Annotated in this window: 24 protein-coding genes; 16 read left to right on the forward strand and 8 right to left on the reverse strand. The window is 38.9% G+C overall.

The features are described 5' to 3' along the window. Positions 1–41 precede the first annotated feature (41 nt). Positions 42–1,367, reverse strand: coding sequence for a hypothetical protein (locus SYN7509_RS0209705; protein WP_009634029.1), 1,326 nt, complete (start codon positions 1,365–1,367; stop codon positions 42–44). A gap of 138 nt (positions 1,368–1,505) precedes the next feature. Between SYN7509_RS0209705 and SYN7509_RS0209710 the strand changes: the two genes are divergently transcribed. Genes SYN7509_RS0209710 through SYN7509_RS0209735 form a run of 6 tightly spaced genes read left to right on the forward strand, consistent with a single transcriptional unit; the run spans position 1,506 to position 9,755 of the window. After that, positions 1,506–1,985 carry a hypothetical protein gene (locus SYN7509_RS0209710; RefSeq protein ID WP_009634030.1) on the forward strand — a complete coding sequence of 160 codons (480 nt, stop codon included), beginning with the start codon at positions 1,506–1,508 and terminating at the stop codon, positions 1,983–1,985. After that, the gene (locus SYN7509_RS0209715; protein ID WP_009634031.1) at positions 1,985–3,490 is read left to right on the forward strand and encodes a tubulin-like doman-containing protein; all 1,506 of its coding nucleotides are present in this window, start codon (positions 1,985–1,987) and stop codon (positions 3,488–3,490) included. Before SYN7509_RS0209710 ends, SYN7509_RS0209715 begins: the two co-directional genes overlap by 1 nt. A 12-nt stretch (positions 3,491–3,502) precedes the next feature. After that, a complete protein-coding gene (locus SYN7509_RS0209720; protein ID WP_009634032.1) occupies positions 3,503–6,826 on the forward strand; it encodes a hypothetical protein in 3,324 nt (1,107 codons plus the stop codon). Further along, complete coding sequence (locus SYN7509_RS0209725) at positions 6,808–7,821, forward strand: hypothetical protein (protein ID WP_009634033.1); 1,014 nt, start codon at positions 6,808–6,810, stop codon at positions 7,819–7,821. Before SYN7509_RS0209720 ends, SYN7509_RS0209725 begins: the two co-directional genes overlap by 19 nt. 51 nt (positions 7,822–7,872) lie before the next feature. After that, entirely contained in the window at positions 7,873–8,718 is an 846-nt protein-coding gene (locus tag SYN7509_RS0209730; protein WP_009634034.1) for a hypothetical protein, read from the forward strand. Positions 8,719–8,741: 23 nt separating this feature from the next. Beyond that, entirely contained in the window at positions 8,742–9,755 is a 1,014-nt protein-coding gene (locus tag SYN7509_RS0209735) for a hypothetical protein (RefSeq protein WP_009634035.1), read from the forward strand. Positions 9,756–9,833: 78 nt separating this feature from the next. Here the strand turns inward: SYN7509_RS0209735 and hisS are convergent, their stop codons facing one another. Genes hisS through SYN7509_RS0209755 form a run of 4 tightly spaced genes read right to left on the reverse strand, consistent with a single transcriptional unit; the run spans position 9,834 to position 13,983 of the window. Continuing rightward, positions 9,834–11,117: a histidine--tRNA ligase gene (gene hisS, locus SYN7509_RS0209740; RefSeq protein ID WP_009634036.1), complete on the reverse strand. Its 1,284-nt coding sequence runs from the start codon at positions 11,115–11,117 to the stop codon at positions 9,834–9,836. Positions 11,118–11,123: 6 nt separating this feature from the next. Then, positions 11,124–12,089: a putative 2-dehydropantoate 2-reductase gene (locus tag SYN7509_RS0209745; RefSeq protein ID WP_028954224.1), complete on the reverse strand. Its 966-nt coding sequence runs from the start codon at positions 12,087–12,089 to the stop codon at positions 11,124–11,126. After that, positions 12,070–12,960: an ion channel gene (locus tag SYN7509_RS0209750; protein ID WP_009634038.1), complete on the reverse strand. Its 891-nt coding sequence runs from the start codon at positions 12,958–12,960 to the stop codon at positions 12,070–12,072. The genes SYN7509_RS0209745 and SYN7509_RS0209750 overlap by 20 nt, the downstream gene beginning before the upstream one ends. Positions 12,961–12,972: 12 nt before the next feature. After that, positions 12,973–13,983: a YihY/virulence factor BrkB family protein gene (locus SYN7509_RS0209755; RefSeq protein WP_009634039.1), complete on the reverse strand. Its 1,011-nt coding sequence runs from the start codon at positions 13,981–13,983 to the stop codon at positions 12,973–12,975. A gap of 191 nt (positions 13,984–14,174) precedes the next feature. Here SYN7509_RS0209755 and SYN7509_RS0209760 point away from each other — a divergent pair, with 191 nt between their 5' ends. The 9 genes from SYN7509_RS0209760 (at position 14,175) to SYN7509_RS0209800 (ending at position 18,463) form a co-directional block, all read left to right on the forward strand. After that, positions 14,175–15,623 (forward strand): NCS2 family permease, encoded by a 1,449-nt coding sequence (locus tag SYN7509_RS0209760; RefSeq protein ID WP_009634040.1) that lies wholly within the window; start codon positions 14,175–14,177, stop codon positions 15,621–15,623. Between the two features lie 173 nt (positions 15,624–15,796). Beyond that, positions 15,797–16,348, forward strand: a complete 552-nt coding sequence (locus SYN7509_RS0209765) for a hypothetical protein (protein ID WP_009634041.1) — start codon at positions 15,797–15,799, stop codon at positions 16,346–16,348. A gap of 100 nt (positions 16,349–16,448) precedes the next feature. Beyond that, positions 16,449–16,667, forward strand: coding sequence for a hypothetical protein (locus tag SYN7509_RS0209770; RefSeq protein WP_009634042.1), 219 nt, complete (start codon positions 16,449–16,451; stop codon positions 16,665–16,667). Continuing rightward, a complete protein-coding gene (locus SYN7509_RS0209775; RefSeq protein ID WP_009634043.1) occupies positions 16,664–16,933 on the forward strand; it encodes a type II toxin-antitoxin system RelE family toxin in 270 nt (89 codons plus the stop codon). The genes SYN7509_RS0209770 and SYN7509_RS0209775 overlap by 4 nt, the downstream gene beginning before the upstream one ends. 20 nt (positions 16,934–16,953) lie before the next feature. After that, entirely contained in the window at positions 16,954–17,337 is a 384-nt protein-coding gene (locus SYN7509_RS0209780; protein ID WP_051482566.1) for a sunset domain-containing protein, read from the forward strand. Between the two features lie 2 nt (positions 17,338–17,339). Beyond that, entirely contained in the window at positions 17,340–17,579 is a 240-nt protein-coding gene (locus tag SYN7509_RS0209785; RefSeq protein ID WP_009634045.1) for a type II toxin-antitoxin system RelN family antitoxin, read from the forward strand. Between the two features lie 105 nt (positions 17,580–17,684). After that, the gene (locus SYN7509_RS0209790) at positions 17,685–17,972 is read left to right on the forward strand and encodes a BrnT family toxin (protein ID WP_009634046.1); all 288 of its coding nucleotides are present in this window, start codon (positions 17,685–17,687) and stop codon (positions 17,970–17,972) included. A gap of 10 nt (positions 17,973–17,982) precedes the next feature. Next, positions 17,983–18,225 carry a BrnA antitoxin family protein gene (locus SYN7509_RS0209795; protein ID WP_227501487.1) on the forward strand — a complete coding sequence of 81 codons (243 nt, stop codon included), beginning with the start codon at positions 17,983–17,985 and terminating at the stop codon, positions 18,223–18,225. Then, positions 18,194–18,463, forward strand: coding sequence for a DUF2281 domain-containing protein (locus tag SYN7509_RS0209800; protein WP_227501488.1), 270 nt, complete (start codon positions 18,194–18,196; stop codon positions 18,461–18,463). The genes SYN7509_RS0209795 and SYN7509_RS0209800 overlap by 32 nt, the downstream gene beginning before the upstream one ends. Here SYN7509_RS0209800 and guaD read toward each other — a convergent pair. Both guaD and psaM read right to left on the reverse strand, forming a co-directional pair. Continuing rightward, positions 18,460–19,785 carry a guanine deaminase gene (guaD, locus tag SYN7509_RS0209805; RefSeq protein WP_009634049.1) on the reverse strand — a complete coding sequence of 442 codons (1,326 nt, stop codon included), beginning with the start codon at positions 19,783–19,785 and terminating at the stop codon, positions 18,460–18,462. The two genes, SYN7509_RS0209800 and guaD, sit on opposite strands and share 4 nt — an antisense overlap. An 80-nt stretch (positions 19,786–19,865) precedes the next feature. Beyond that, the gene (gene psaM, locus SYN7509_RS28375) at positions 19,866–19,964 is read right to left on the reverse strand and encodes a photosystem I reaction center subunit XII (protein ID WP_071994151.1); all 99 of its coding nucleotides are present in this window, start codon (positions 19,962–19,964) and stop codon (positions 19,866–19,868) included. A gap of 106 nt (positions 19,965–20,070) precedes the next feature. On the opposite strand from psaM, the gene SYN7509_RS0209810 reads away from it, so the two are divergent. Next, entirely contained in the window at positions 20,071–21,318 is a 1,248-nt protein-coding gene (locus SYN7509_RS0209810) for an FGGY-family carbohydrate kinase (protein WP_009634050.1), read from the forward strand. A gap of 145 nt (positions 21,319–21,463) precedes the next feature. Here the strand turns inward: SYN7509_RS0209810 and SYN7509_RS25555 are convergent, their stop codons facing one another. Next, positions 21,464–24,124 (reverse strand): ATP-binding protein, encoded by a 2,661-nt coding sequence (locus SYN7509_RS25555; protein ID WP_009634051.1) that lies wholly within the window; start codon positions 24,122–24,124, stop codon positions 21,464–21,466. Positions 24,125–24,129 lie beyond the last annotated feature (5 nt).

Here is a 24,129-nt window from a genome sequence, read left to right on the forward strand (position 1 = left end):
TTTCTCTATCTATAAGTAGAAGTCATTTTAAGATAATGCGCTCAATTTTTCTTAATCGCATAGCAAAATCGACCAATACTAGCTTTATTTACGGTAATCAATTCTGTGGTGATGGACTTTAGTCCTTGGAAAAATGGTAGTAAGTTATTAGTTTTCGCTCCATCAAAACTTGATTCGTTAGAGTTCCATTTGTTCCACCATCCCCAGGTTTTTAAGTCTTGAGGGAGAGCATCTATTGTAAATAAGTAAACTCCTGGATCTAGATTATCAGGATTAATTTTAGTTGCAAAACTGATACTATTTTTATCGGTTTTCCACTGGTTTAGTTCTAAGGCTTTTGAGTTATTTAATGGTTGAAAATCTTTGGTTTTGGTGTCGAAAACTTGAGCAACGGAACTAATAGCGATCGCACCTGGTTCAATCGGTAGAGTATAAGGCAAGGGATTATAGGGCGCTTGATAATTTATACTATAATTCTCATCAGTATTTTTATTGATATTAATAATTTCAATGGGTTGCTCGTTTACTTTTACCAATACTTTACCGTCATTAATAGTTTTTAACCGCCGGATTCCTTTCGGTAAGTCGGGTAAGTTTTCCGATTGAAAAGTAGATGCTTGACGGACAATTTGCGGATAAAAGATTGTAAATTGCTCGTATTTAATTAAATTAGCGCTAGTTTTTTTAATTTCGTCAAAATAGTTAGAAATATTACCATAGCTACCTAGTACAAGCACGTAAAAAGGTCGAAATTGCTCGATTTTCTTACCTTGAGTGCTGTAGGGAAATTGAGTATTTTTGATGCCTACATCGTAAATTATGCCGTCAAATTCGCTTCTAATAGCTAAAATTCCTACAGCGTAGCCTTTTTGTAAATAATCTTCTTTAAGTTTTTTTAAAACTAAGTTAGTATCTGAGTCTTTTTGATACAAGTCTGTAACTATAATAGAAATGCGATCTTTGGCTGGTGGTGCGATCGCACTTTCAATTTGACTGACTCTAAAAACGGGATTTTCCCCGGTGTAAAATTCTGGTAACTTTGCTTGTAAGTAAGCTTGTCTATCAATTTGTTGCTTGACTGTACCGAAGCGGAAATACTGCACTTGCGACGTGTTCCAGGTAGTTGTAGAAGCTCTATCGAGTAAGTCCAATGTTTGAGCGTAACGACTATTTGTAAAGTTTTTTGTAAATCCCTGCATTGACGGCGTACCATCAATTTGAATTATCGTAGTTACAGAGTCAGATTTTTGGTCGATGGGCGAAGTTTGATTACTTAAGGGTACGCAATTGGGAACGATTGTTTTAGGTTTACAGGAAGTCATCAATAAGCTAGCTGCGATCGCAGCTAGCCATCTGAGTTTAATCATGCTAATTTGTACCGTAAGATGCTAAAAATATACTTTAAACTTAAGATTTTTTAACAGGTATTTAGACAATCGTCACCGTAACATAAAATACTAAATTTTAACAGATGTTTTGGCTGTACCTATAGTTTGGGAGAGAAAATGGAAGTGTGGATATGGGATGTTATTAGGATTGTTGTTGTCAGTTTAATTGGTGCAGCAATCATGTTTTTATTACAGCCTTGGTTGTATCAAAATGGCATTATCCCTTTAAATGATGTAGAGCCGGAAGCTTGGGTTGGAGATAATTATATTGTTGGTGCAGTTACAGTATTTTCTGTTTCGATTATCGCTGTAGTTTTATGGTATGTAATAGCGGCAAAAGCAAAAGTTCAAAGTGCTAAAGAAACGTCATCAATGGCAATTCTTTGGTGGATATTTTTACTGATGCCAATTATTAGTATTTGTGCAGCAATTTACTTTTTTAATCAGAGTAATGATGCCCTATTATCTGTTACCGGATTTTTTGTTTTTGATATTTTACTTATATATTGGTTTTCTACAGCAATAAGTTCTCCACGTTCGTTAATGTTTGTTGTCCCTGGAGCATTTTTTCTGCGTAACTTATTTGGTTTAAGGTAATGACACTTTATATTATTGCTATTGGCGGCACGGGTGCAAGATGCGTTGAAGCGGTTACTCAGTGCGCCGCCGCCGGGTTGTTTACAGAAGAACCGATTAAGATTGTATTTGTAGATGCGGATGAGTCTAACGGCAACTTATCGCGCACTAGCGAAACTGTCAAAACTTATCAAGAGTGTTACGAATTAACTAAAACTAATACTCAAATTCCTTGGATGCAAACACCCATTGAATTGTTGAGTTTTTGGTCGCCATTTAGTAATAGTACAAATAAAACTTTAGGCAGTTTTTTAAATTACAACAGTTATAAAAATAGTCATCCAGCTTTAGGTCATTTGTTTGACGTTTTATACACCAAAGGCGAACGGGAAGCGCCCCTAGATGTAGGGTTTAGAGGTAGACCGGCGATTGGTTCAGCAATTATTAGTCAAGTCAATTTTGATGAATCAGAACAAGAACCTTGGGCGACTTTAATTAAATTAATTCGCGCTGATTTGGGTACAGGGAAATCGGTAAACATATTTTTATGCGGTTCAATATTTGGCGGTACGGGTGCTTCGGGATTTCCGACAATTGGGCGGTTATTGGTAAATAAATTAAGTAGATTGGAAGGGCGAGATCGTTTAAAAATTGGCGGGTTATTAATGTTACCTTATTTTGCCTTTCTAGTACCAAACGAGCAAGATGATAAAGGAATTTATGCCCGCGCCGATCAGTTTTTACTTAATACTGAATCTGCTTTGCGTTACTATGTAAATGAGGCTCAAAGTACCTTTGATTCAGTGTATATGTTAGGAAATCAAAACCCTACTAATGTGAGATTTAGTGTTGGTAAAAATAGCCAATGTAACGAACCACATTTTATTGAATTGTATGCGGCTTTAGCGGCAAAGCATTTTTTAGTTAATTCGGCTCGTGGTGAACAAGGTAAAGTAATATTGATAGGGCGCAATTCTCCCGGACGAATTACTTGGAAGGATTTACCAGATAGCGAAGAAGTGAAGCAAAAGCTAGTAAATACAACTCGATTTGCCTTTGCTTGGATGGCAAATCTTGTGCCAGAACTTGGTTATGCAAGTAAAGTAGGTGTTAAGGGATTTCAAAAACAAGCGCCTTGGTTTTCTAGTTTCTTTCGCCCTGTACAGGGTTTATTTGGCATGATTGGTAGTAGGGAAATGCAGAGTTTGCCAGAATTTAATGATGGCACTGAACAAGAAGCTATTGAAACTATTAAAAAATGGTGTAATAGTTACTTGCGTTGGTTGAATAGGCTGCACTTTTCAGGAGATAATATCGAGCTATTTAGACCAGAAATGTTTACGGGAGGAGAGGGTAAAATTAGCGCTGAAAACTTTGCGGGGCTTGTATTTGAAGATAGTAGAGACAAAGATAAGCGATCGCAAGATACAATTCAAGTATTAAAAGAAAAGTTAGATGCCAAAACTTTGGGACAAGCGGGTACGGTTGGACTAGCTAAATCACTTTATTTACAGTGCAAACCTTAAATTAAATTACTAATGAATAGTGACAAAAACGAAGAAAGTTCTGCTTTTTTACTACCGAAATTAAAACCAAATACCGATTTAAAGTCTACGGCGGCTGGACAATGGGACATTAGACAGTCGGTAGAGTTTCAAAACGTTGCTAAAAGCTTAGATTTTAGTGCTGGTGGAGAAGATATTAAAAGTGTAAGTTCTATTCCTAATATGTGGGCGCGTCCCCTTTCTATGGAAATGGCATTACACATAAATGATTATCCTATTCGCCGCCAAATGATTGAGCAATGGCAAGGAATGTTAGCCGCTTTAGCTTTAGCAGAAGTGCGGGGATACAATATTAAAGCAAAGTTATTAGAGCTAGGTAACTTAAATCAAGTTGACGATTTCGCTCGTTCTTTAATAGAACTTTTACCATCAACAGTAAACTCTTTGTACAGCCTTAATGGTAAACATCCTTGGCAAGATATTTATGTCTTTTTGTGGCAAGGAAAAGCTGTAGGAATGACATCGCCTAGTACATTAGTTTGTCCTTCAGAGGAAGGGGAATGGATGGGATTACCTTGGTGGAGTAATGGTAGGCTAAATTCGCCTGTTGAATTTCTCAATGCTGATGAGAAAAATCAATTAAGTTTGTGGTTAGAAAGACTACGCAGAGAACTATACAATCATGGCGGTAATCGCAATCCTTTAAATACCATTGCGGGACTAATAATAGAATTTCAAAATAGTTTGCAAACTAATACTTCTCGTCTAACAGAAGTACCAGAAGAAACCTTAAAATCTATTTTTAGTATTAATCCGCAGTTTTTTGGAGACGAGCTTAATAGAGGCGTACTAAAAGCTTTAAATACACCACTTAAAGCCCAGCCAAAACCCTCAAGTGTCCGTTTGATTCCCAGCTTACAAAAGCAAAATGTTAAAGAATTACTAATTATTGACCCAGATATTGATAAAAAGTGGAATCAGCCGCCTCAAAATATTTGGATACACGATACAACTAATTTAACTAGCTTCAACTTAGACGCTTTACGCAGCCAACAACTTATTTGGGATGTGCGCTGGATAGAATCTGAAAGTTTGTTGATGTCAGACTTTTATTTTATTGCTCAAGAGAATGCTTTACCTGGCTGTTTGCTTCCTTCTGGTTGTCAAATGCTTAGTTACAACGGACAGCGCATTACTCCCTTAATTCCTATTAACCCAATCTTATTAGAATACTTTACACCAGAAGATTTAGTTAGAAAAATTAGTATTGAATCTATTAATGGTAATACCGGGGTGCGGTTAGTTTTAGATTTACCACTTTATGGATTAGATGGAGGTAAATCTACACAAAATTATCGTTTAGTGCGCGAGTATGCAATTAGCGAAGACAATGTATTACAAGAAGTTCCTGTATTAGAATTATGGCCCAACTTTAAGGCGGATAATTGGCAAGAATATTATGCCTTTTATTACGATGGGGAATATGGAGATTATACTTTTCAAGTTCAGCTACCAGATGCGGCAGAAAACCACCCTTTTAATGATGGTAGAGGGATTTATCAAATTGCTCGATTAACAGAGTTTCCGACTTACATTAGCTGTCACAATAGCGCTAGAAAACAACTAGGCTTGATGCTGCTAAAAACTCCTCAGCAAGTAGGGAAAACTCATGCTAGTGATTGGACAGTTGGGGTTGATTTTGGTACGTCTTTTACCAACGTCTATGTCAATCGGGATGATGTAGTTACACGGTTAAGCTTAGAGTCGCTGCACCTAATGGTAACAGAGAGCGATGCTGATGCGCGCGATCGCGTGATGATTAATTATTTTATCCCCACTGAGCCACCTTTTCCTTTATCTAGCGTTTTAACGACTAAAAAAAGCTCTAGAAAAAGTGAGGAGCAAACTAGACAAGTTTTAGACGGTAGAATTTATATCCCTAAAGATAGTAATTCCTTTAAACCTGACGAGGAAGGGATTAAAACTTATTTAAAATGGTCAACAGAAAACCTTAATTTCAACCGCTTATTTCTCAAAAACTTAGCATTGCAAATTACCGCCGTAGCTGCTAAAAATGACGTTAAAAAGATTCAATGGTCTTTATCTTTCCCTTCAGCTTTTTCTAAGAATGATAAAAATAGGTATGCTAAAACTTGGCAAGATATAACTAAAGAAATCCAAACTAAAACTGGAATTGAGCAAAGCTGTCCAGAAGCGAGTAGTCTAAAGTTTTATCGAACTGAAAGTTTAGCAATTGCTCAGTATTTTGCTGATAAAGAAGGATTTAACTTAGTTAATAGCACCTGTATAGATATGGGTGGCGGAAGTTCGGATATTTCAATTTGGGAAGAAAACAATTTAGTTCATCAATGCTCAGTACAACTAGCAGGAAAAGATTTATTTGCTCAATTTTTAGAGCTAAATCCTAAGTTTCTCAAGAGACATTTTGAAGTTGATATATCTCAATGGCAAAACTTAAAAGGTGCAAAGTTTTCTGCTAAATTAGATGTTTTATTGCGGCAAAATGGTGAGCGTTGGCTCAATCACCAGCGAGATTTGGTTGCAGAAGATAAGGAGTTTCAAGAACTTATACAACTAACGGCTATAGGAACTGCTGGATTATACTATTACCTGGGTATACTTCTGCGCGTACTGCATACAGAAGGGAAGTATAACAAAAGTAAAATTACTCCAGTTTATTTAGGTGGAAATGGCTCTCGATTCTTGCATTGGTTAGCAGAAGGGGGACATTTTAATCGCCACTCTGAAGCTAACGAACTATTTAGTAAAATTATGAGTTTAGCCTCAAAATTTGATGATACTCATGAAGATACTTTATTAAGTTCTGCTCCCAAAGATGAAGTAGCTTGTGGATTAGTATTAAGCGATAGCAAACTTGGAGGATTGACAAATAAAGAGGATTTAGTTTTAATTGCTGGCGAAGTATGTAGCATTAATGGCGAACCTATAGACTGGAACTCTCGTTTAAAAATTAGTAGTAATGAACTAGATAGCTTTGCTGTAGAAGATAAAATTGAGAACTTCACCATACCAGAAGAACTAAAACAACTACCTAAGTTTTTGTATGCTTTCCATGCGGCTTTACGAGTGTTACAAATTGAAGGTATAAAACCTCTAGAAAGCTACAAAGTTTTGAGAGAATACTCGGTAGAGCAAGATAGGCTAGAAAATCAAAAGTTGTGGAGCGATGTTAGTAAAGAACTAACCGCTTCTTTGCTCAAAATTAAGGGAAATACTGACGATATTCGTATCGAACCGCCCTTTATTTTAGCACTCAAAGCATTATTAACTGTATTAGGTAAACGGTGGGCAGAAAAATGGAAAAACAGAGTTTAATTAAGTATTATTGGGCTTTATTTGTATTGCTGGTTTTATTGGCTGGTTCTAATAATGCTGTGGCGCAAAATGTATCTCCAACTTCTAGTCCTACGCCTAAACCCACTATAACTCAATCCCCACAGACGATAGAAAGTAGAGGAAATACAAAAGTAGAGTCTGATAGTAGTATGCTTTTTCCCATAATACTATCTATACTTGCATTGGCAGTTAGTGGAGGTGCGATCGCATTAACAATTCTTAAAAACAAAGAAATTAATTTAAGCATACGTTCTCAAGATAAGAAAATTAGATTGATCGAGGACAATTATACTAAATTATTAAGTTCTCAAATAAACCCACAACCTAGCCAACAGAAAGAATTAATTAGTTATAACTCCTCAGCTTCTAATAACAATACTTATTTAGAATCAGATATTCAACGTCTTTCAGAACGAATAAGCGCACTTGAAAAAAATAAATTACAAGTAGCCAAAAACAAAGAGCCGTCAATCAATTATTCTAAGAATACATACCAATCTCCCAATCTAGAGCCTAGTTTCAATCCCTTTGACCAGAATGTTAATTTGTCTCAATCTGATAATATTACTCAACCCTTAGAAAACTTAGCTTATATTGAATTAGTAAATACTTATAATACTAATCCAAAATTATTAGAACAAACAGCAATTAAAGTTTCTGAGCCTACAGATAGTATTAATAGAAGACACTCGGACAGCACTCAAAAAATTGTTTTAGAAAAAGCGAATAACTCTAATTATTGGGTAATACATGATGGTGTAGGTATAGATTGCTGGTTACTACCAAAAATCAATTTAAGAATCGATCAATTTAGATACGAAACAACTAAAGCATTATTTGAATGTCGTGGTTACAACCCGGAATATTCTACTTTTAAGCTCGTAAAACCTGCTAAAGTAATTCCTCTTTCTAGTGATGAGCAAACATGGCAACTTGAATCACCGGGGATACTTGAATTTATGCTAGAAAACTAATAGCGAAAAAAATTGACAGCGAAAATATACGTACTAAATAATCGTTGTACTATGTCATTTAAGGAACAAGAATTAGTTGAAGTTTATAATGAAACTCCCAATTCTTTAGTTAGTAAGGTTGTGAAAGTTGCGGTTAATCAAGAAAGCGTTACAGCAAATAACAACGATTCAATTATATTAGCAAGTATTGGTAATGGTAATTATTGGGTTGTTTATGATGCAGATATAAACTACTGGCTACTACCAAAAGCTAAATTAAGAATTGATCGATATAGATATGAAACTGTCAAATTATTGTTTGATTGTAATGATTATGAACCAGAATATGACAGCTTTAAATTAGATAAGCCTGCTCAGGTATCAATACTTGCTAATAACTCTGAATGGAAGCTTGAGAAGCGGGGTGTACTAAAGTTTATTAATCCCTTGAAAACACCAGAGATTCTAGAAAAAGATGATGAGAAAAATATAACTATTAGCTCTGTAGAAGACAAAAATAATCCACCGCCGCAAAGTTTGGCTTATACTGAATTATTAAATATTTATAACACTAACCCTAAACTCTTAGAAAAAAAGGCTATTAAGGTATTAGAGACTACAAATAGTATCAATAGAAAACGTGCTGGGATTAGCCAACGAATAGTTTTAGAAAAAGCAACTAAATGTAATTATTGGGTTGTATACGACAATACAGATAAATCTTGCTGGCTATTTTTTAAAAATAATATGAGAATTAGTGAATATAGATATAAAGATATTCAAGCTTTGTTTGAGTGTTACGGTTATCAACCAGATTACTTAAGCTTTAAGCTCGTAAAACCTGCTAAATTAATTTCCCTGGCTACGGAGGAGCAAAAATGGATAGCTGAAGAACTAGGTATACTTGAATTTATTTAATACAAACTTCTTTGTTTATAACTATGACCTGGTTTAGCTGGTTACTACTAATATTATGTATAGCATTGTATTCAAGAGTTCTTAAGCTTTCTCAAAAAAATAGAAAAATTAGGGAAGTTGAGTATTTGCTGGAGAATCAACGTCATACTATTCTTGATTTATATGCTCAGTTGCAAAAACAACATAATTTAGTTGAAGACTTAACTTATCAGTTAAATCAAAAAGGTACTGGTAAGAAAAGGTATTCACAGCGTAAATTACCAGAAATAAATCAAGGTAGTTTCGATGAAGTTAATAGTATTAGTACGGTGGTTTTGCAAGAGCAAGAAGTAGTTGAAATCTATAATAGCGAACCGAGTTTACTATTAAGCAATGCGGTGAAAGTTTCGGTTAAACCAGAAAGCATAATAAGCATAAATAAAAATAATCCAATTCTACTTGCAAGTATAGGTAATGGTAATTATTGTCTAGTTCACGATACGGATATAAGTTACTGGCTGCTACCGAAAGCTAACTTAAAAATAGATCAATATAGATACGAAACAGCTAAGTTATTATTTGAATGCGATGATTACGAATTGGAGTTTGACGATTATCGTTTAGATAAGCCTGCAAAAGTATCAATGTTACCTAACGAGCGAGAGTGGAAACTTGAGGAGCGGGGGGTATTGAGGTTTGTAAACTCTTTGTACGAAGAACTTGTCGATCTTTATAATAATAATATAAATGTATTAAATGCTTATATTATTGCTAAAGTTTCTCCTTCTATTAATCCTAACCAAAAAGTTATTTTAAAAAAAGCAGTTAGTTATGATTACTTGGTTGTAGATGGGGAAGATGAAAATTATTGGTTGTTACCAAGGGAAGATATAAAAATCAATCCTCCTAGATACAAAGAACTTCAAAATCTGTTTGATTGTGATGGCTATAAAGAAGACTATTCAAGTTTTATACTCGCAAAACCTGCCAAAGTATCAGCTATTTTAGAACAAATACAATGGCAGTTGGAAGAAAGAGGGAAAATTGTATTTATATAAGAGATCCCCCCAACCCCCCTTGAAAAAGGGGGAGAATATTTAAACCTCTCTTTGAAAAAATGAAATGTATGATGTGACTTAAGTTCTGTGGCTGTCGATTTGTTGGCGTAAGTCGTTTGTAATAGCTAGTAAATCAGTTTGAGAAATTGCTGTTTGTTCTTTTGATGCCATCCACTTTAATTTGACACTAGAAGTTGCAGCTTCTTCTTCTCCTATAATTAAACACGCGATCGCACCACTACGATCTGCCCGTGCAAATTGCTTTTTAAACCCGCTCCCACTTAAATCTAATTCTACGCTAAACCCTGATTGACGCAGCTTTTGAGCGATTTTAAGTGCCTGAGATTCCGCCTCGTCGCCTTTAGACACCACATAAAAATCTATTACTGGCGCGGGTAATGGTGATAGTTGTTGCAGTAAGATAGTTAAGCGCTCTAAACCCATCGCCCAACCTACTGCGGAAGTCTCTGCGCCCCCTAATTGGCTCACTAACCCGTCATACCTACCACCGCCACAAACTGTTGCTTGCGCCCCTAAATCGTCGGAGATAATTTCAAAAGCGGTGTGAGTATAGTAGTCTAAACCTCTGACTAAGCGCGGATTTATTTTGTAAGCAATATCTAAACTTGTCAACAACTCCTGTACTTGCTTAAAGTGTTGCTGAGAGTACGCACCCAAATATTTTAAAATACTTGGCGCATCTTGAGCAATTGCTTGGGTACGTTTGTCTTTACTATCGAGAATGCGTAAGGGATTGCGAGTTAAACGCTCTTGAGAATCTGCGTCTAATTCATCTTTGTAGGGAGTAAAGTAGTCAACTAAAGCTTGACGATAATTTTGTCTATCTTCAGTATTGCCTATAGAATTGATATCTAAGTGGAGATTTTTTAAACCTAAAGTCTGTAAAATATCGGTAGCGATCGCAATTACTTCAACATCGGCTCTAGGATCGGCACTACCCAACACTTCTAACCCTAACTGATGAAACTGTCTTTGTCTGCCAGCTTGAGGACGTTCGTAGCGAAACATCGCCCCAGTATACCATAGGCGCTGTACTCCTCCCTGAGCCTGGAGGCTGTTTTGAATATAAGCTCGTACTACTCCGGCTGTACCTTCGGGGCGTAAAGTAATTGAATAGTTTTCACTGCGGCTATTGAAAGAGTACATTTCTTTCCCGACAACATCTGTCGCTTCGCCAATTCCGCGTTTAAATAACTCCGTTTGCTCAAAAATCGGGGTACGGATTTCTTGATAATTAGCTCTATTGAGGATGTTTCGGGCGCATTCTTCGATTTTTTGCCAGTATTCTATCTCTCCGGGTAATATATCCCGCGTACCCCGTAATGCTTGTATTGCGTCCATAATATTTTATTTGTTTTTCTTGACACGATTAGTTGCATCAAGAAACTTTAGTTGTTGGTAAAGTGTAGCAATTCTCGGTAACTGTGTACCTGCGTTTTGCACCATCCGTAAAGGGTTGCCAAAAATTGCTTCTACTTCTAAAACTCGCTTTTCGTCGTAGTCAATTTTCATGCTAGTGCGGTAGGGCTTCATTTTAGCAGTATGGTCGAGCATTTCGGCAACAAAGCTTTCAGAAATAATGCGATCGCACGTTTTCGCCCCTGCAACCACTTCATCCATCAATTCTCTAACTAAAGCTAAGGTATTAGTATCAGCCATTAGCTCATTAGTTGTGGCATCCAAAATCACCGAAAGCCCGTTATAAGGGATATTCCAAACTAATTTTTGCCATCTAGCGAGTAACAAGTCTTCAGCTAATTTAATTGGAATCCCTGCTTTTTCAAAATCAGCGCCAATAAGACGCATTCGCTCGGAAATACCGCCAGGTTGATAGTTAGGGTTATATTCACCTAATTTAATTTCCTTGTAGTCTAAATGCAGAATATGTCCCGCGCCCACCTTATTAGAGCAAAGAAAGCATAACCCACCTATTACCCTAGAATTGCCAACAATATCCGCAACGTCTGACTCAATTCCTAGCCCATTTTGTAAAACTAATACTACCCCGTCATCTTTGACTACTGGAGGCAAAATTTGAGGTAGTAAATGATTTTGCGTTGTTTTCAAAGCCACAACTACTACATCGCATTTAGGCATTGTGGCGGCGCTGTTGTAGGCATTAACGCGGGGCAAATTAAAGTTATCGCCGGGGGACTCAATGATTAAACCATGCTGCTTAACGCGACCGTAGTCGCTATTGAGCAAGAAATGCACTTCTAAACCTGCTCGTTGCAAACAAGCGCCATAGTAGCCACCTAAAGCCCCCGTCCCTAAAATGGCATAAGTTAACCGATTATTGTAAAGGCTTGACATCGTGAAAGTGGCTGTAATCAATATAGCGATCGCCATTAGGCTTCCAAACTAAGATATCAACAAAACGCATACCCCAAAGAATATCTCTACTTGCAAAAGTATGGTGAGCGTAAATATTTTGTCCTACAGTTTCGTCTAATCCTGTCAGGGTAACTAAAATTGTTGTTTCATCCTCTATCAGCGACTCCGAGGAAACTTTATAAAGCGGACTAAGTTCGTCTATGGGATGAATGGCTGTCCAGGAGAGGGAAAAGCTAGGGTTTTGACTGCGAAGTAGCGGAAGATCGTAGATGCGGCGGATAAAATCGCCTTCGGCGGTTATTTCATCTCTAGCCAAACTGACACGCAGAGATGCTTCTAAAATTAAATTGCGGCGTTGGTTAGCAGTGCGAAACATTAAAGCTGGTACGCCTTCAAAAGGTGCAATTACTGCTACCTGGCTAAAAGTTACTCTCGCAGTCGGCCTTGCAAATCGGGCAAACATTAAACCCGTCGCCATTGTCACGCCAAACAAACCAACTAAAGACTCCGCCGTTACTAACAAATGAGCGTAGGTTGTCTGAGGATACATTGCACCGTAGCCAATCGATGCCATAGTTTGGACGCTGAAAAAAAAGGCATCGGAGAAGCTACCAGGACGCGCATTTTCAATTCCATCACCGCCAGCTAAATAGGCTAAGGCAAATAAAGCATTCGCAATAATATACCCGCAGCAAATTAATGTCAAAAAACCCGCCCAAGGAAGCGTAAGTAGTAAATGGTATGGATCGTTCCAATAGCTGTACCATTTTCCTAGCCCTTCTATATTTAACCGTCCATTCTGCTTGACAAAATGCACGATATTTGCAGAAGAGCGCCGCTTTTTTTTCATAAAAGTAGTTGGTTAAGGTCGTCGGTTTTTGCTTCTGCGTTTTGAGGACTTAAATAAATTACTAAAAAAGTTAGGGGATGCAGATTTGCGTTTGGGAGGGCGATTTGTATCGTTGGCTTCCATACCTTGTTCAGCGCGATCGCCAGCATTTATAGGTATAGCATTTTTACTGGGGACAATTTGCGAGCCATATCTGCGAGCATAAACTTGGGTAAATTCTGCCCCAAAAAACAAAATTTGCGCCGCATAGTACACCCAAGCAAGGATAATTACCAGCGAACCCGCCGCACCGTAAGTAGAGCCAAAGCTACTATTACCTAGATATAAACCTAAACCGTACCTACCTATAGAAAATAACAGAGAAGTAATCGCCGCACCAATTAAAACATCATTCCATTTAATTTTGACATCGGGCAAAAATTTATAGATTAAGCCAAATAGTACCGTAGTAACGATAAAACCTAAAACGAAATTTGCAACTTGCAACAGCGACGAAATTACCGGGAACAAATGACCTAAATAACCGATAACTCCTGACAAAGCCGCACTAAGTAACAGCGAAACTAGCAGTAAAAAACCAATTCCTAGCACCATCGAAAAGGCTAAAAAACGAGCGCGGATAAAACCCCCTGCACCCGCTTTTGGATCGGGTTGCACTTCCCAAATAGTATTAAGCGCGTCTTGCAGTTGGGAAAATACCCCCGACGCACCAAATAGCAGCACCACAACACTAATAGCCGACGCTAAACCGCCGCCTTCTTGAGGTTTAGCGGCGCTTTCGATCGCAGTTTGGATAAATTCAGCGCCATCTTTACCAACTAAGCCTTGAATTTGCCCAACAATCTCGCCTCTAGCGGCTTCTTCGCCAAATATTGCCCCCGCAATTGCGATCGCAATAATTAGTAGCGGTGACAGCGAAAAAACGGTGTAATAAGCTAAAGCGGCGGCTAACCGTGAAGCTTTGTCTTTATTCCATTCGTCAACTGTTTCTTTTAGCAGCGTAAATATTGTTTTTAATCTCACTCTCAATTCTCCTTAATCTAGAACACATCTTTAGATAGTAAACCTCCCCTCTAGTTCTGTAATGCCCATTTAGCAAGAGATATAGCAGTTTTGAGTTGTGGAAAAGTTTGCTGCAAACTTAACTGCTGCAAACACTACAAAAAGCTGGCAAAAAAGAATTTAAGATACTACCTATATTTGGAGCAACGAGCATGAGCGGATATATTCAGACTAATAGCGTTGATGAAGATAAACAGATTCCCGGTTCTACTCCCCCAGAACCTCATAATAATTGGCTTAGAGCGATCGCCCGGTATTTTCAGTTTAACTATTACAAAACCAACTTTAAAACCGAAATCCTCGCCGGGATCACTACTTTCATGACGATGGGCTATATCCTAGTTGTGAACCCGATTATTTTATCAAACGCTATTTTTCTCAATGAACAAGGGGATTTATTTTCGCAATTAGCCGTAGCCACTGCGATCGCGGCGGCGGTAGGAACGCTCTGTATGGGCTTGTTTGCCAACTATCCCTTTGGTTTAGCCCCCGGTATGGGAACCAACGCATTTTTTGCTTTTTCGGTAGTTATCGGGCTAAAAATTGACTGGCGATTAGCTTTATCTTGCGTATTCGTGCAAGGACTAATATTTATTGCTTTAACGTTTACAGATGTCCGCCGCTTGCTCATTCAAACTATTCCTAACACAATCAAACATTCTACGGCGGCGGGGATTGGCTTATTTATTGCCTATATTGGACTATCGGGAGATCCAGCAACCGGAGGCGCGGGGCTAATTGTGGCAAATGAAGCTACTAAAACCGCTTTTGGCAGTTTAGCTCAACCAGCTACTTTAATGGCTGTAGCGGGTCTAATAATTACCTCTGCGTTTGTAGTGCGGCGCGTTAGAGGGGCATTGTTATTAGGGATTTTTGCCACCGCCGTACTAGCTTGGATTTTGGGCATTGCTACGCCACCTCAAGGTATATTTGCTTTACCTCAATTACCCAAAGACTTATTTGGACAAGCAATTACCGGACTATCAGGGCTTAACGCCAGTAATATTATTGATTGGTTAGCAGTGTTATTTGTATTTTTGTTTGTAGATGTTTTTGATGCGGTGGGGACACTGACAGGGGTAGGAATGCGCGCGGGTTACATTGGTGAAGATGGAGAATTACCCCGCGCCAATCAAGCTTTAATGGCAGATGCGATCGCAACTACCGTTGGGCCTATATTTGGAACTTCTAGCGTCACAGCTTATGTAGAATCTATTTCCGGCGTACTGGAAGGCGGACGTACTGGTTTTACCGCCGTTATTATTGGGCTATTATTTCTGCTTTCATTATTTTTTATCCCAATTTTCCAAGCTATTCCCGCTTTTGCAACTACTCCAACCTTAGTAATTGTGGGCGCAATGATGCTTTCCCAAGTTAAAGAAATTCGCTGGGACGATTTATCAGAAGCAATTCCCGCCTTTTTAACCATGTTTATGATTCCGCTTACTTATTCAATTGCGGAAGGATTGGCGATCGGTTTTATTTCCTACCCGTTAGTTAAAGCTTTTCAAGGTAAAGGTCAAGAAGTATCGTTAGGTACTTGGATTATTGCTGGGGTTTTTGTTGCAAGATTTGTCTTTATGACGTTGCGTTTTAACTAACTACTTTGGCGAAAAGCTAGAATCCTAGTTTTACAAATTTATAAAGATAATATAGAAGCATAACAAGCATCTGCCCATGGCTAATGTTATCTGTTAAGTTACGAACTCTATTGCTGTCCGATGAGGCGTAAACCTTTAAATAAATTCAATAATATTTTCAATTAATTCATAGAATGAATGTAGCTGAACTTAGAAACTGGATTACCTTATTTTTTGCTGTAAGTGGTGGATGTATAGTTATATGGACATATCTAGGCAATCGAAAACAGCGTCGTCTAGAGAATAGCTTTCGACTGGTCGTCATGTTTAGGGAATCTTTACATGAAAAAGATATAGAAGCTTGGAAAACTATTTTTCATGCTACTTCAGAACCAGCAGGGGCTAAAAGAGGGTATTTAGTAGAATTTGTTGACGGTAAAAGGTTGCAACGTCCATTATCGGATCTTTTTAGTGAAGGATCTCCTGACAATGGTGCAGTAGAGCGTATGGCTGAGTTTTTTGAGTTGATTAGTAGGGAAGCGCTCAATGACACTTTTGAATTGCGCCTAGTTTACTTTCAGTTAGGACAGCTAATGGATACTATACATTTATGGCTCACAACAATAGATAACCATTATGGAAAAGTTACCTTTTTAGAGGAACACTATCCCCACTTTGATCGCTTGTATAAGAAGATGTTAATTGACAGGAAATGGTCAAAAAAGACATACACACATACTGGCTAGGTACTCATCCAATTATGAGATTGCCAAGATTATGTACTGCCGAAGACTTGCCAGTAAGAAATAATAAAAGATGCTTTTTGATTGTTAGAGTGTGGTAGCCATGACTGAGTTGCTGGAAAATGTGATCGCTCAACTAAAAACTTTACCTGCCAATGAACAAGATGCGATCGCATCGATAATTTTAGAAGAAATTGAAATGGAGCAGCGCTGGGATGAATCATTTTCCCGTTCCCCAGATACTCTTGCGAAACTCGCAGCTTCAGCAATGGCTGAGTATCGTGAAGGCAAAACTCAGAAACTCGATCCCGAAACGTTGTGAAGTCACTTACCACAACCGAGTTTCGTAAATTATTTGCCGCCCTACCTAAACAAGCTCAAGACCAGACACGCGCAGCGTATCGCCAATTTCAAAAAGATCCCAGCCATCCAAGCTTGCGTTTTAAGAAGGTGCATCCAGAGTTGCCAATCTACTCTGCCCGAATTAGCAAAAATTATAGAGCCGTTGGTCAGTTGGATGGAGACACTGCAATCTGGTTTTGGGTTGGTTCACACGCAGAGTACGACAAGTTGTTGGGGCAATTGTAGCCAAGTAAGATCGCAACTCAATGCACAATTATTACCTGCGATCGCCAGCAATGTATAATATAGTACAATTGTTTTCGTTTGAAAAAACTACACAACGGGCATTGACAAGAGACTATTTTATGAAACTCGTATGCGATCGCAGATTATTCAAAGCTGTTTTTAGTGTTGGGATTTTATCCGTTACTTCGCTTCTGACAATAAATTTGGGCGCTAATGGCGCTCCTACAACTAAACCCGGATGTGTTATCAAAGGCAATATCTCCGTTGCTACAGGTAAAAAGCTGTATCACATTCCAGGAATGAGAAATTATGACGCAACCATTATCGACCTAGCAAAAGGCGAAAGGTGGTTTTGCACAGAAGCAGAAGCGCAGTCTAATGGTTGGATTAAAGCCTCAAGGTAGTAATGAAAGCACTTAAGGTTATGGCAACAATCGATGAGCAAGGACAACTAACCTTAGATCGTCCCCTCATCACAGATAAAAACAGCCGTGTAGAAGTCATTGTTTTAATTCCAGAAACAGCAGATATAGAAGATAAATTACAAACAGAAATTCTAGCCGATTTTAGGCAATCTTGGCACGAAGCCATGAGCGGGCAAACTATTCCTGTTGCTCAACTTTGGCAAGGGATTGAGGATGCCTGAGCCGTATTTAATTCAATTAGTTCATATTGCTACCCAGAGAATTTATAAGACTGACATTGTGCCGTGTGACTGTTTGCTAAATTGTAAGTGTGGTAAGTTTAGTCCATGAATTTTGAATGGGACAAGCTAAAAAACGAAATAAATATTGATAAACATGGTTTTGATTTTGCTGATGCTTATCGAGTTTTTGACTTACCAATAATAGTTGACCTTGATGAGCGTGATGATTATGGTGAAGATCGATGGATAGGAACTGGAGTACTTGATGGACGAGTTGTAGTGGTTGTATACACTGAGCCTAATGAAGAAACAACTCGGATCATCTCACTAAGAAAAGCTCTCTCACATGAAAGGAGACGTTATGAGCAATATCTCAAGAACCGATTGGGCTAGAATTGATGCAATGACGGATGAGGAAATTGATACCTCCGATATTCCGCCTCTTAGCGATGAATTCTTCTTAAAAGCAAAATTGCGTATGCCTTCTTCATTGGCTACAGCTACCGTTGCTATTCGTATTGATTCTGAAACTTTGGCATGGTTTCAATCAAAGGGTGAAAAGGCAGAGCAACATATGGCTGCGGCTTTACGAATCTACGCAGAAGCACAAAAAAATGCTGCGGTTATGGGTCAATCAACCTCATAAACATTCAAAAGTAGATACATTGTCAAAGGCAATTTTTATGACTACTCACGATCGCGCGATCGCTAAATTGCAGCAGCTTTCTGAACCCCTCGTTCAGGAAGTAAGTGATTTTATCGATTTTGTCATCCATAAACATCAAGCTAAAGTAGAGAGTCAACCTGATGAACAGCTTAGACAAAAATGGTCGCAATGGTTTGAGGAGGTGGAACGCTTAGAAGTTATTTCACCGAAAAACTAATTAGGTCGCTCGTAGGCTAGATTTCCTAGAATGTAAGTAGCACAAATAGTGCGATCGCTTCCCACTATCATTAAAGTAAATACTTTTGCGGCTAATTCCTTTAAGGTTGTTGTGGCTTCACTGTTACGAAACGCTAAAAGCTCCGTGCATTCTGGATCTATCACAATAAAATCTGCTTCTTTCCCCGTTTCAAAGTTGCCGATTTTGTCTTCTAATCCTAATGCTCTTGCGCCGCCTAATGTAGCTAAAAATAAAGCTTGAAAAGGAGATAGTTTTTGCTTTCGCAGTTGAGCAACTTTATAAGCTTCTCCAGCCGTTTGCAGTAACGAAAAACTCGTACCCGCGCCGATATCTGTCCCTAAACCTAATTTAACGGGATGCTCCTTAGATTTGGCTTGTTCTATCTTAAATAAGCCGCTACCCAAAAATAAATTAGAAGTTGGACAAAAGGCGATCGCACTTTCTGCTTCAGACAATCGAGCAAATTCTGCATCAGTTAAATACACGCCATGAGCAAAGATGGAGCGGTTTGTAACTAATCCCGCGCGATCGTATACATCCAAATAACCCTCATTTTCGGGGAAAAGCTGCTTAACAAAAGCAATTTCGTCTACGTTCTCAGATAAATGAGTATGCAAATAAACATCGGGAAATTCATCTAATAGTCTACTTGCTACGCTTAATTGTTCAGCGCTAGAAGTTATAGCAAAACGAGGAGTTACAGCGTAAAGCAACCGCCCGTTTTTGTGCCATTTTTCAATTAATTGCTTGCTTTGCTGGTAAGAAGTTTCGGGGGTATCGACGAGATAATCTGGTGCGTTTCTATCCATCATTACTTTACCTGCGATCGCCCGTAAGTTGCGACGATGAGCTTCAGTAAAAAAAGCTTCCACAGATTCAGGATAAACCGCCGCAAATACTAACGCTGTGGTTGTACCGTTTTTGAGTAATTCATCGAGGAAAATTGCCGCTACTTTTTGAGCATAGGCAAATTCTTGAAACTTTCTTTCGGTGGGAAAGATATATTTATGCAGCCATTCTAGGAGTTGTTCGCCGTAAGATGCGATCGCTTCTGTCTGCGGAAAATGAACATGAGTATCTATAAACCCTGGCATAATCAGCATTCCAGGATAGGAAGTAATTTCAATTCCTACATATTTAGCCTGTAAACTCTCATAATCGCCTAGTTCTTTGACTAAACCATTTTCGATCACTAATAAACCATCCACAATATAACGAACGCTCTCTAGTTCGCTTACATAAAATGGATCGTCTACAAAGTCTAAAAAGGAGCAACGGAAAGCTTTTAACTGGGCTGACATTTGTTTAAAGTTAGTTAAAGGCAAAGGGCAAAATGGTTAACCCACCGCCCTTTACTCTAGAAATTGCTTTTAGTTCAACTTTACTTATAAAGTTCTGTTGACAAGCGCAAAGCCAAAACGCCAGGAATTAATGCAACAAGTAGCGCTGCATAGATTTGGATGTCGGAGATTGAAGACATGGTTTAAACCCTCACTTATGAACGGATTTCACTTTTCTAGATCGTTCCTTACTTTCGGCTACATTGCCTAATTAGAGAAATATTTTGTAACAAGTTGCAACACTAGATGAATTTTTACTTGGGTATAGACTTCGGAACATCCGGCGCAAGAGCCGTTGTTATTGATGAAGCTTGTATTATTAGGGCAGAAGTTGAGCAACCTTTTGAAGTATCGCCGCCGGAATTTTGGGTTGACAGGTGGAAAAAAGCTTTAGTTAACCTCATTACACGGCTACCTTACGAATTACGTGCCGAGATTAGAGCGATCGCCATTAATGGTACTTCTTCCACCGTAATGCTTTGCGATGATGGGGGAAATGTTTTAGATATACCTTTGTTGTACAACGATGGGCGCGGAATTGAGGTATTGGAAAGATTGAAAGTGATCGCACCCCCTAATAATATTGTCCTTAGCGCCACCTCTAGCTTGGCTAAACTGCTGTGGATGAGCGAACAAACCTTTTTTACCCAAGGGCGATATTTGCTCCACCAAGCCGATTATTTGGCTTATTTATTGCACGGAAAGTTAGGAATTAGCGACTATCACAACGCTTTAAAGCTGGGTTATGACGTAGAAAATTTAAACTATCCAACTTGGCTGACAGATTTATCTTTAATGCCGTTATTGCCTCAAGTTTTAGCCCCTGGTACGCCCATAGGAGAAGTTACACCAGCCGTTGCTAAAGTTTTGGGTTTAGAGAACGATTGCGTAGTTTGTGCGGGTACAACCGATAGTATTGCGGCATTTTTGGCTAGTGGCGCTAAAAAACCTGGGGAAGCGGTGACTTCTTTAGGTTCTACTTTGGTACTTAAGCTATTAAGCCGCACTCGGATTGAAAACTCCGAGTTGGGAATTTATAGCCATCGTTTGGGGGATTTGTGGCTAACTGGCGGCGCTTCTAATACAGGTGGTGCGGTGTTGAGGCATTTTTTCACAGATGTAGAGTTAGCAAGCCTTAGCAGCCAAATTAAGGCAAATAAAAGTAACCTTGATTATTATCCCTTATTAAAAAAGGGCGATCGCTTTCCGATTAACGATCCACTCTTACCACCGCGCCTAGAACCCCGTCCAGATAGTGATGTAGAATTTTTGCATGGTTTACTTGAAAGTATTGCTCGAATTGAATCGCGGGGTTACGAGCTTTTGCAGCAATTAGGCGCGGATAAATTAACTTGCGTTTATACGGCGGGTGGTGGGGCAAAAAATGCTGTTTGGACGAGGATACGCGGATTTTATCTACAAGTACAAATGCTGTCTTCTATTCATACCGCCGCCGCTTATGGTACGGCATTGTTAGCAAAAAATAATTATTAACGAATTGCTGTATACGCAATGCGATCGTACCAATATGTTTATATAATCTCTATCGCGATTTGGGTTTTGGTTTTATATTTATCTTTTGATTGCAAGGAGTTTTTGACTATAGTTCTTCTAAACTGGCAACAATGTTTCTGATAAACTATACCTGCTTGCGCAACGGCAGCGATACTGTAAATGTTGTCCCAATGCCGACTTCACTACTGACAGCAATCTTACCGCCATGTAGATCCGCCGAGCGTTTAACAATCGCTAGTCCTAAACCTGTACCGGAAATCGTGCCAACATTACTAGCACGATGAAACGAATTAAATAATTGCTCTCGATCTGCAATTGGAATACCAATACCTCGATCTGTAATGTGGAAAATCGCTTCTCCCTGTTGAAAAATCAGTTCAAAATTAACACTGTCACCTTCAGGGGAATACTTAATCGCATTGGAAAGCAAATTACTAAGAATGTGCCGTAGCAGTTTGTCATCTAAGTAAGCCATTCTACAGTTATCGGGATTGATATGGGAGCAGTTTATTTTACTAACAAAGGTGATGTTGTGACTTTTGGTAGTAATCTGTATCTCCTCCACTAAGTCGTAACAAAACTGAATCAAATCTAGCGGTGCTGGATTGTACTCTAGTTTCCCAGCTTCGGATTTACCAATTAACAGCACATCATTTAGCAAGTTAATCATTTGTTTGACCGCAATTTGAATTCGTTGGAGATGCTTAATTTTTTTATCTTCGTTCCATTTAAAACTGTAAAGTTCGAGTAATTCGGCGGACGATAAAATTGTGGTTAGCGGAGTCCGAAACTCGTGAGAAGTCATAGTCACAAAGCGCGACTTCAAAAGGCCGAGTTCTTTTTCTTTGGCTAAAGCATCGCGAATTTCTACTTCGCTTTGCTTGCGCTTAGTAATGTCTCGCACAATTGCCACATATTCTTGATTATTGAGGCTAGATGGTCGTGAAATAGTTAATTCAACTATGCGTAAACCTTGGGAATTTTCTAGAGTATGCTCGCTGTGGTTGAGCCATTGCTCAGGTCGCCCTGCTAAATTAGAAAAGAATGTATTTAAGTTGTATCCAAGCAAATCCTGGACATTTATCTGAAATAATTCCTTAGATGCTGGATTTGCCTGACAAATTGTACCTTTTTGATCCAAAACTAAAATAGTATCTGGAACGGTATCAAGAGCAGCGATCAAAAGGTTTTTTGCTTGTTGCCTTGCCTCATCAATAGCTGAAATTTGTGGCAAGGTAGTCCAGCAGGCTATTCCTATTCCTACAAATGATAACGTTACCAATACAACAGCCAACAGCGCACCACTAGATTCGCTAGAAGTTCTATCTAACCTCCCATTAATAGCCCAACCTATTGCAGTGCTACTACAGATCAAACAAACTAGAACAAACACCTGTAGCATAACGAAGTCTTGGTTTTTGCTGCTGGGTTTAGCGTGATAATGTCGTTGCCACCAGGAAGGATGAAAGGGCGCAAATGGAACGCGGCGTAATAACCTATCTCCCATCAAAATAAAAATAGGTAACGCAAGTCCCAATAACAAGTATTGCCAACCCCAAGCTAAACCACCTACTACTAGGACAACCGCTTCGACAATGAAAAAAGCGATCGCCCAATGAGGGAATAATACCTGCGCTTCCTTTCGACGTAACCATAATCCCAGATGAAGCCCCATGATCGAAATTAAGTAGCTAGTTCCCGCCACCATGACGACATGATGTATATCTCCCCAAACTAAACATAAGAGGCTAAGTATAAAACTAAAGATGAGAGCCGGTTCTAAAACACCTTTGCGAGAAATAACTGTAAATACAGGTGCAAGCTGACCGTCCAAGGCAAGTTGGAATAAAATTCGTGATGTATTAGCAACAGCCGTAGCGCAACTTAGCAGACAACAAAAGGCAATCAAGAGCGTCACTAGAAATGAAGCTGATTGCCCCCAGAATGGACGGGCTGCTGTTAGAAGATTTAAGTATAAGTTGTCCCCCATCCCTGGCTTAGTAGCCAGTTGCATCAGTACCAAAGAACCACCCAGAAATACAGGAGGAATCAGCCAAGCAGACCAAGAGAGACACCGTAGAGTTTTACCAGGACTGCGGCTATCAGCAACAAAGGAAGAAGCTGTTTCACAGGAGTAGACAGAAATAGTAGAAATGAAAAACCATTTTGCCCATTCTGCAAAGCTAAGGCTTGACCAATTAGTTGGAAAAAAACCAGGGCTATTAGTTGAGAAGGCTAACCATCCCAGCCCTTGAACACAAAAAACAAGCAGTAATCCAATTGCTGGGACAACAAAAAATAGATGTAAAATTCCCAAGGCACGAGTACCGCTTAACCCAACGATAAATGCCAGCGCTAGGAATCCAACTTTGAGAATTACTTCCGGACAAGTAATTCCTATGGGTTCAATATTGACTTTAATCAAGTCTGTAAGCACAATTGCGTAAATTGCCGGAGCGGCTACCCAGCCAACAAAATATCCAATTGCTACATAGCGGTCTAAACCATAGAAATTTTTCAGTAGTCTAGCTGCGTAGTTTGGCGTTCCTCCGGCTACATCTGACCAGTGCATCCCCAACTGTTGCACTTGTATGTTCAGCATTACTGACACAATTATTCCAGGCAACCAGACAAAGATAGCTTTTGGTCCCAGGGCAGCATGAATTATCGGCGCAGTACCAATCCATCCTACATGACCTGTAAGACCAAAACCCCACGTTTCTGTAGCACTCAAGCTTCTTGGCAAACGTGTAGCTAAAGTTTGATTCAATCTATTAATAGCCATTCACG

Origin of the sequence: Synechocystis sp. PCC 7509, assembly GCF_000332075.2 — a bacterium.
In the GTDB taxonomy this organism is placed as follows: Bacteria; Cyanobacteriota; Cyanobacteriia; order Cyanobacteriales; family Chroococcidiopsidaceae; genus Aliterella.

Coding starts and splice junctions, on each gene's coding strand:
- SYN7509_RS0209705 (WP_009634029.1), bottom strand. CDS start 1,367: ATGATTAAACTCAGATGGCTAGCTGCGATCGCAGCTAGCTTATTGATG.
- SYN7509_RS0209710 (WP_009634030.1), top strand. CDS start 1,506: ATGGAAGTGTGGATATGGGATGTTATTAGGATTGTTGTTGTCAGTTTA.
- SYN7509_RS0209715 (WP_009634031.1), top strand. CDS start 1,985: ATGACACTTTATATTATTGCTATTGGCGGCACGGGTGCAAGATGCGTT.
- SYN7509_RS0209720 (WP_009634032.1), top strand. CDS start 3,503: ATGAATAGTGACAAAAACGAAGAAAGTTCTGCTTTTTTACTACCGAAA.
- SYN7509_RS0209725 (WP_009634033.1), top strand. CDS start 6,808: ATGGAAAAACAGAGTTTAATTAAGTATTATTGGGCTTTATTTGTATTG.
- SYN7509_RS0209730 (WP_009634034.1), top strand. CDS start 7,873: ATGTCATTTAAGGAACAAGAATTAGTTGAAGTTTATAATGAAACTCCC.
- SYN7509_RS0209735 (WP_009634035.1), top strand. CDS start 8,742: ATGACCTGGTTTAGCTGGTTACTACTAATATTATGTATAGCATTGTAT.
- hisS (WP_009634036.1), bottom strand. CDS start 11,117: ATGGACGCAATACAAGCATTACGGGGTACGCGGGATATATTACCCGGA.
- SYN7509_RS0209745 (WP_028954224.1), bottom strand. CDS start 12,089: ATGTCAAGCCTTTACAATAATCGGTTAACTTATGCCATTTTAGGGACG.
- SYN7509_RS0209750 (WP_009634038.1), bottom strand. CDS start 12,960: ATGAAAAAAAAGCGGCGCTCTTCTGCAAATATCGTGCATTTTGTCAAG.
- SYN7509_RS0209760 (WP_009634040.1), top strand. CDS start 14,175: ATGAGCGGATATATTCAGACTAATAGCGTTGATGAAGATAAACAGATT.
- SYN7509_RS0209765 (WP_009634041.1), top strand. CDS start 15,797: ATGAATGTAGCTGAACTTAGAAACTGGATTACCTTATTTTTTGCTGTA.
- SYN7509_RS0209770 (WP_009634042.1), top strand. CDS start 16,449: ATGACTGAGTTGCTGGAAAATGTGATCGCTCAACTAAAAACTTTACCT.
- SYN7509_RS0209780 (WP_051482566.1), top strand. CDS start 16,954: ATGCACAATTATTACCTGCGATCGCCAGCAATGTATAATATAGTACAA.
- SYN7509_RS0209785 (WP_009634045.1), top strand. CDS start 17,340: ATGAAAGCACTTAAGGTTATGGCAACAATCGATGAGCAAGGACAACTA.
- SYN7509_RS0209790 (WP_009634046.1), top strand. CDS start 17,685: ATGAATTTTGAATGGGACAAGCTAAAAAACGAAATAAATATTGATAAA.
- SYN7509_RS0209795 (WP_227501487.1), top strand. CDS start 17,983: ATGACGGATGAGGAAATTGATACCTCCGATATTCCGCCTCTTAGCGAT.
- SYN7509_RS0209800 (WP_227501488.1), top strand. CDS start 18,194: ATGCTGCGGTTATGGGTCAATCAACCTCATAAACATTCAAAAGTAGAT.
- guaD (WP_009634049.1), bottom strand. CDS start 19,785: ATGTCAGCCCAGTTAAAAGCTTTCCGTTGCTCCTTTTTAGACTTTGTA.
- psaM (WP_071994151.1), bottom strand. CDS start 19,964: ATGTCTTCAATCTCCGACATCCAAATCTATGCAGCGCTACTTGTTGCA.
- SYN7509_RS0209810 (WP_009634050.1), top strand. CDS start 20,071: ATGAATTTTTACTTGGGTATAGACTTCGGAACATCCGGCGCAAGAGCC.
- SYN7509_RS25555 (WP_009634051.1), bottom strand. CDS start 24,124: ATGGCTATTAATAGATTGAATCAAACTTTAGCTACACGTTTGCCAAGA.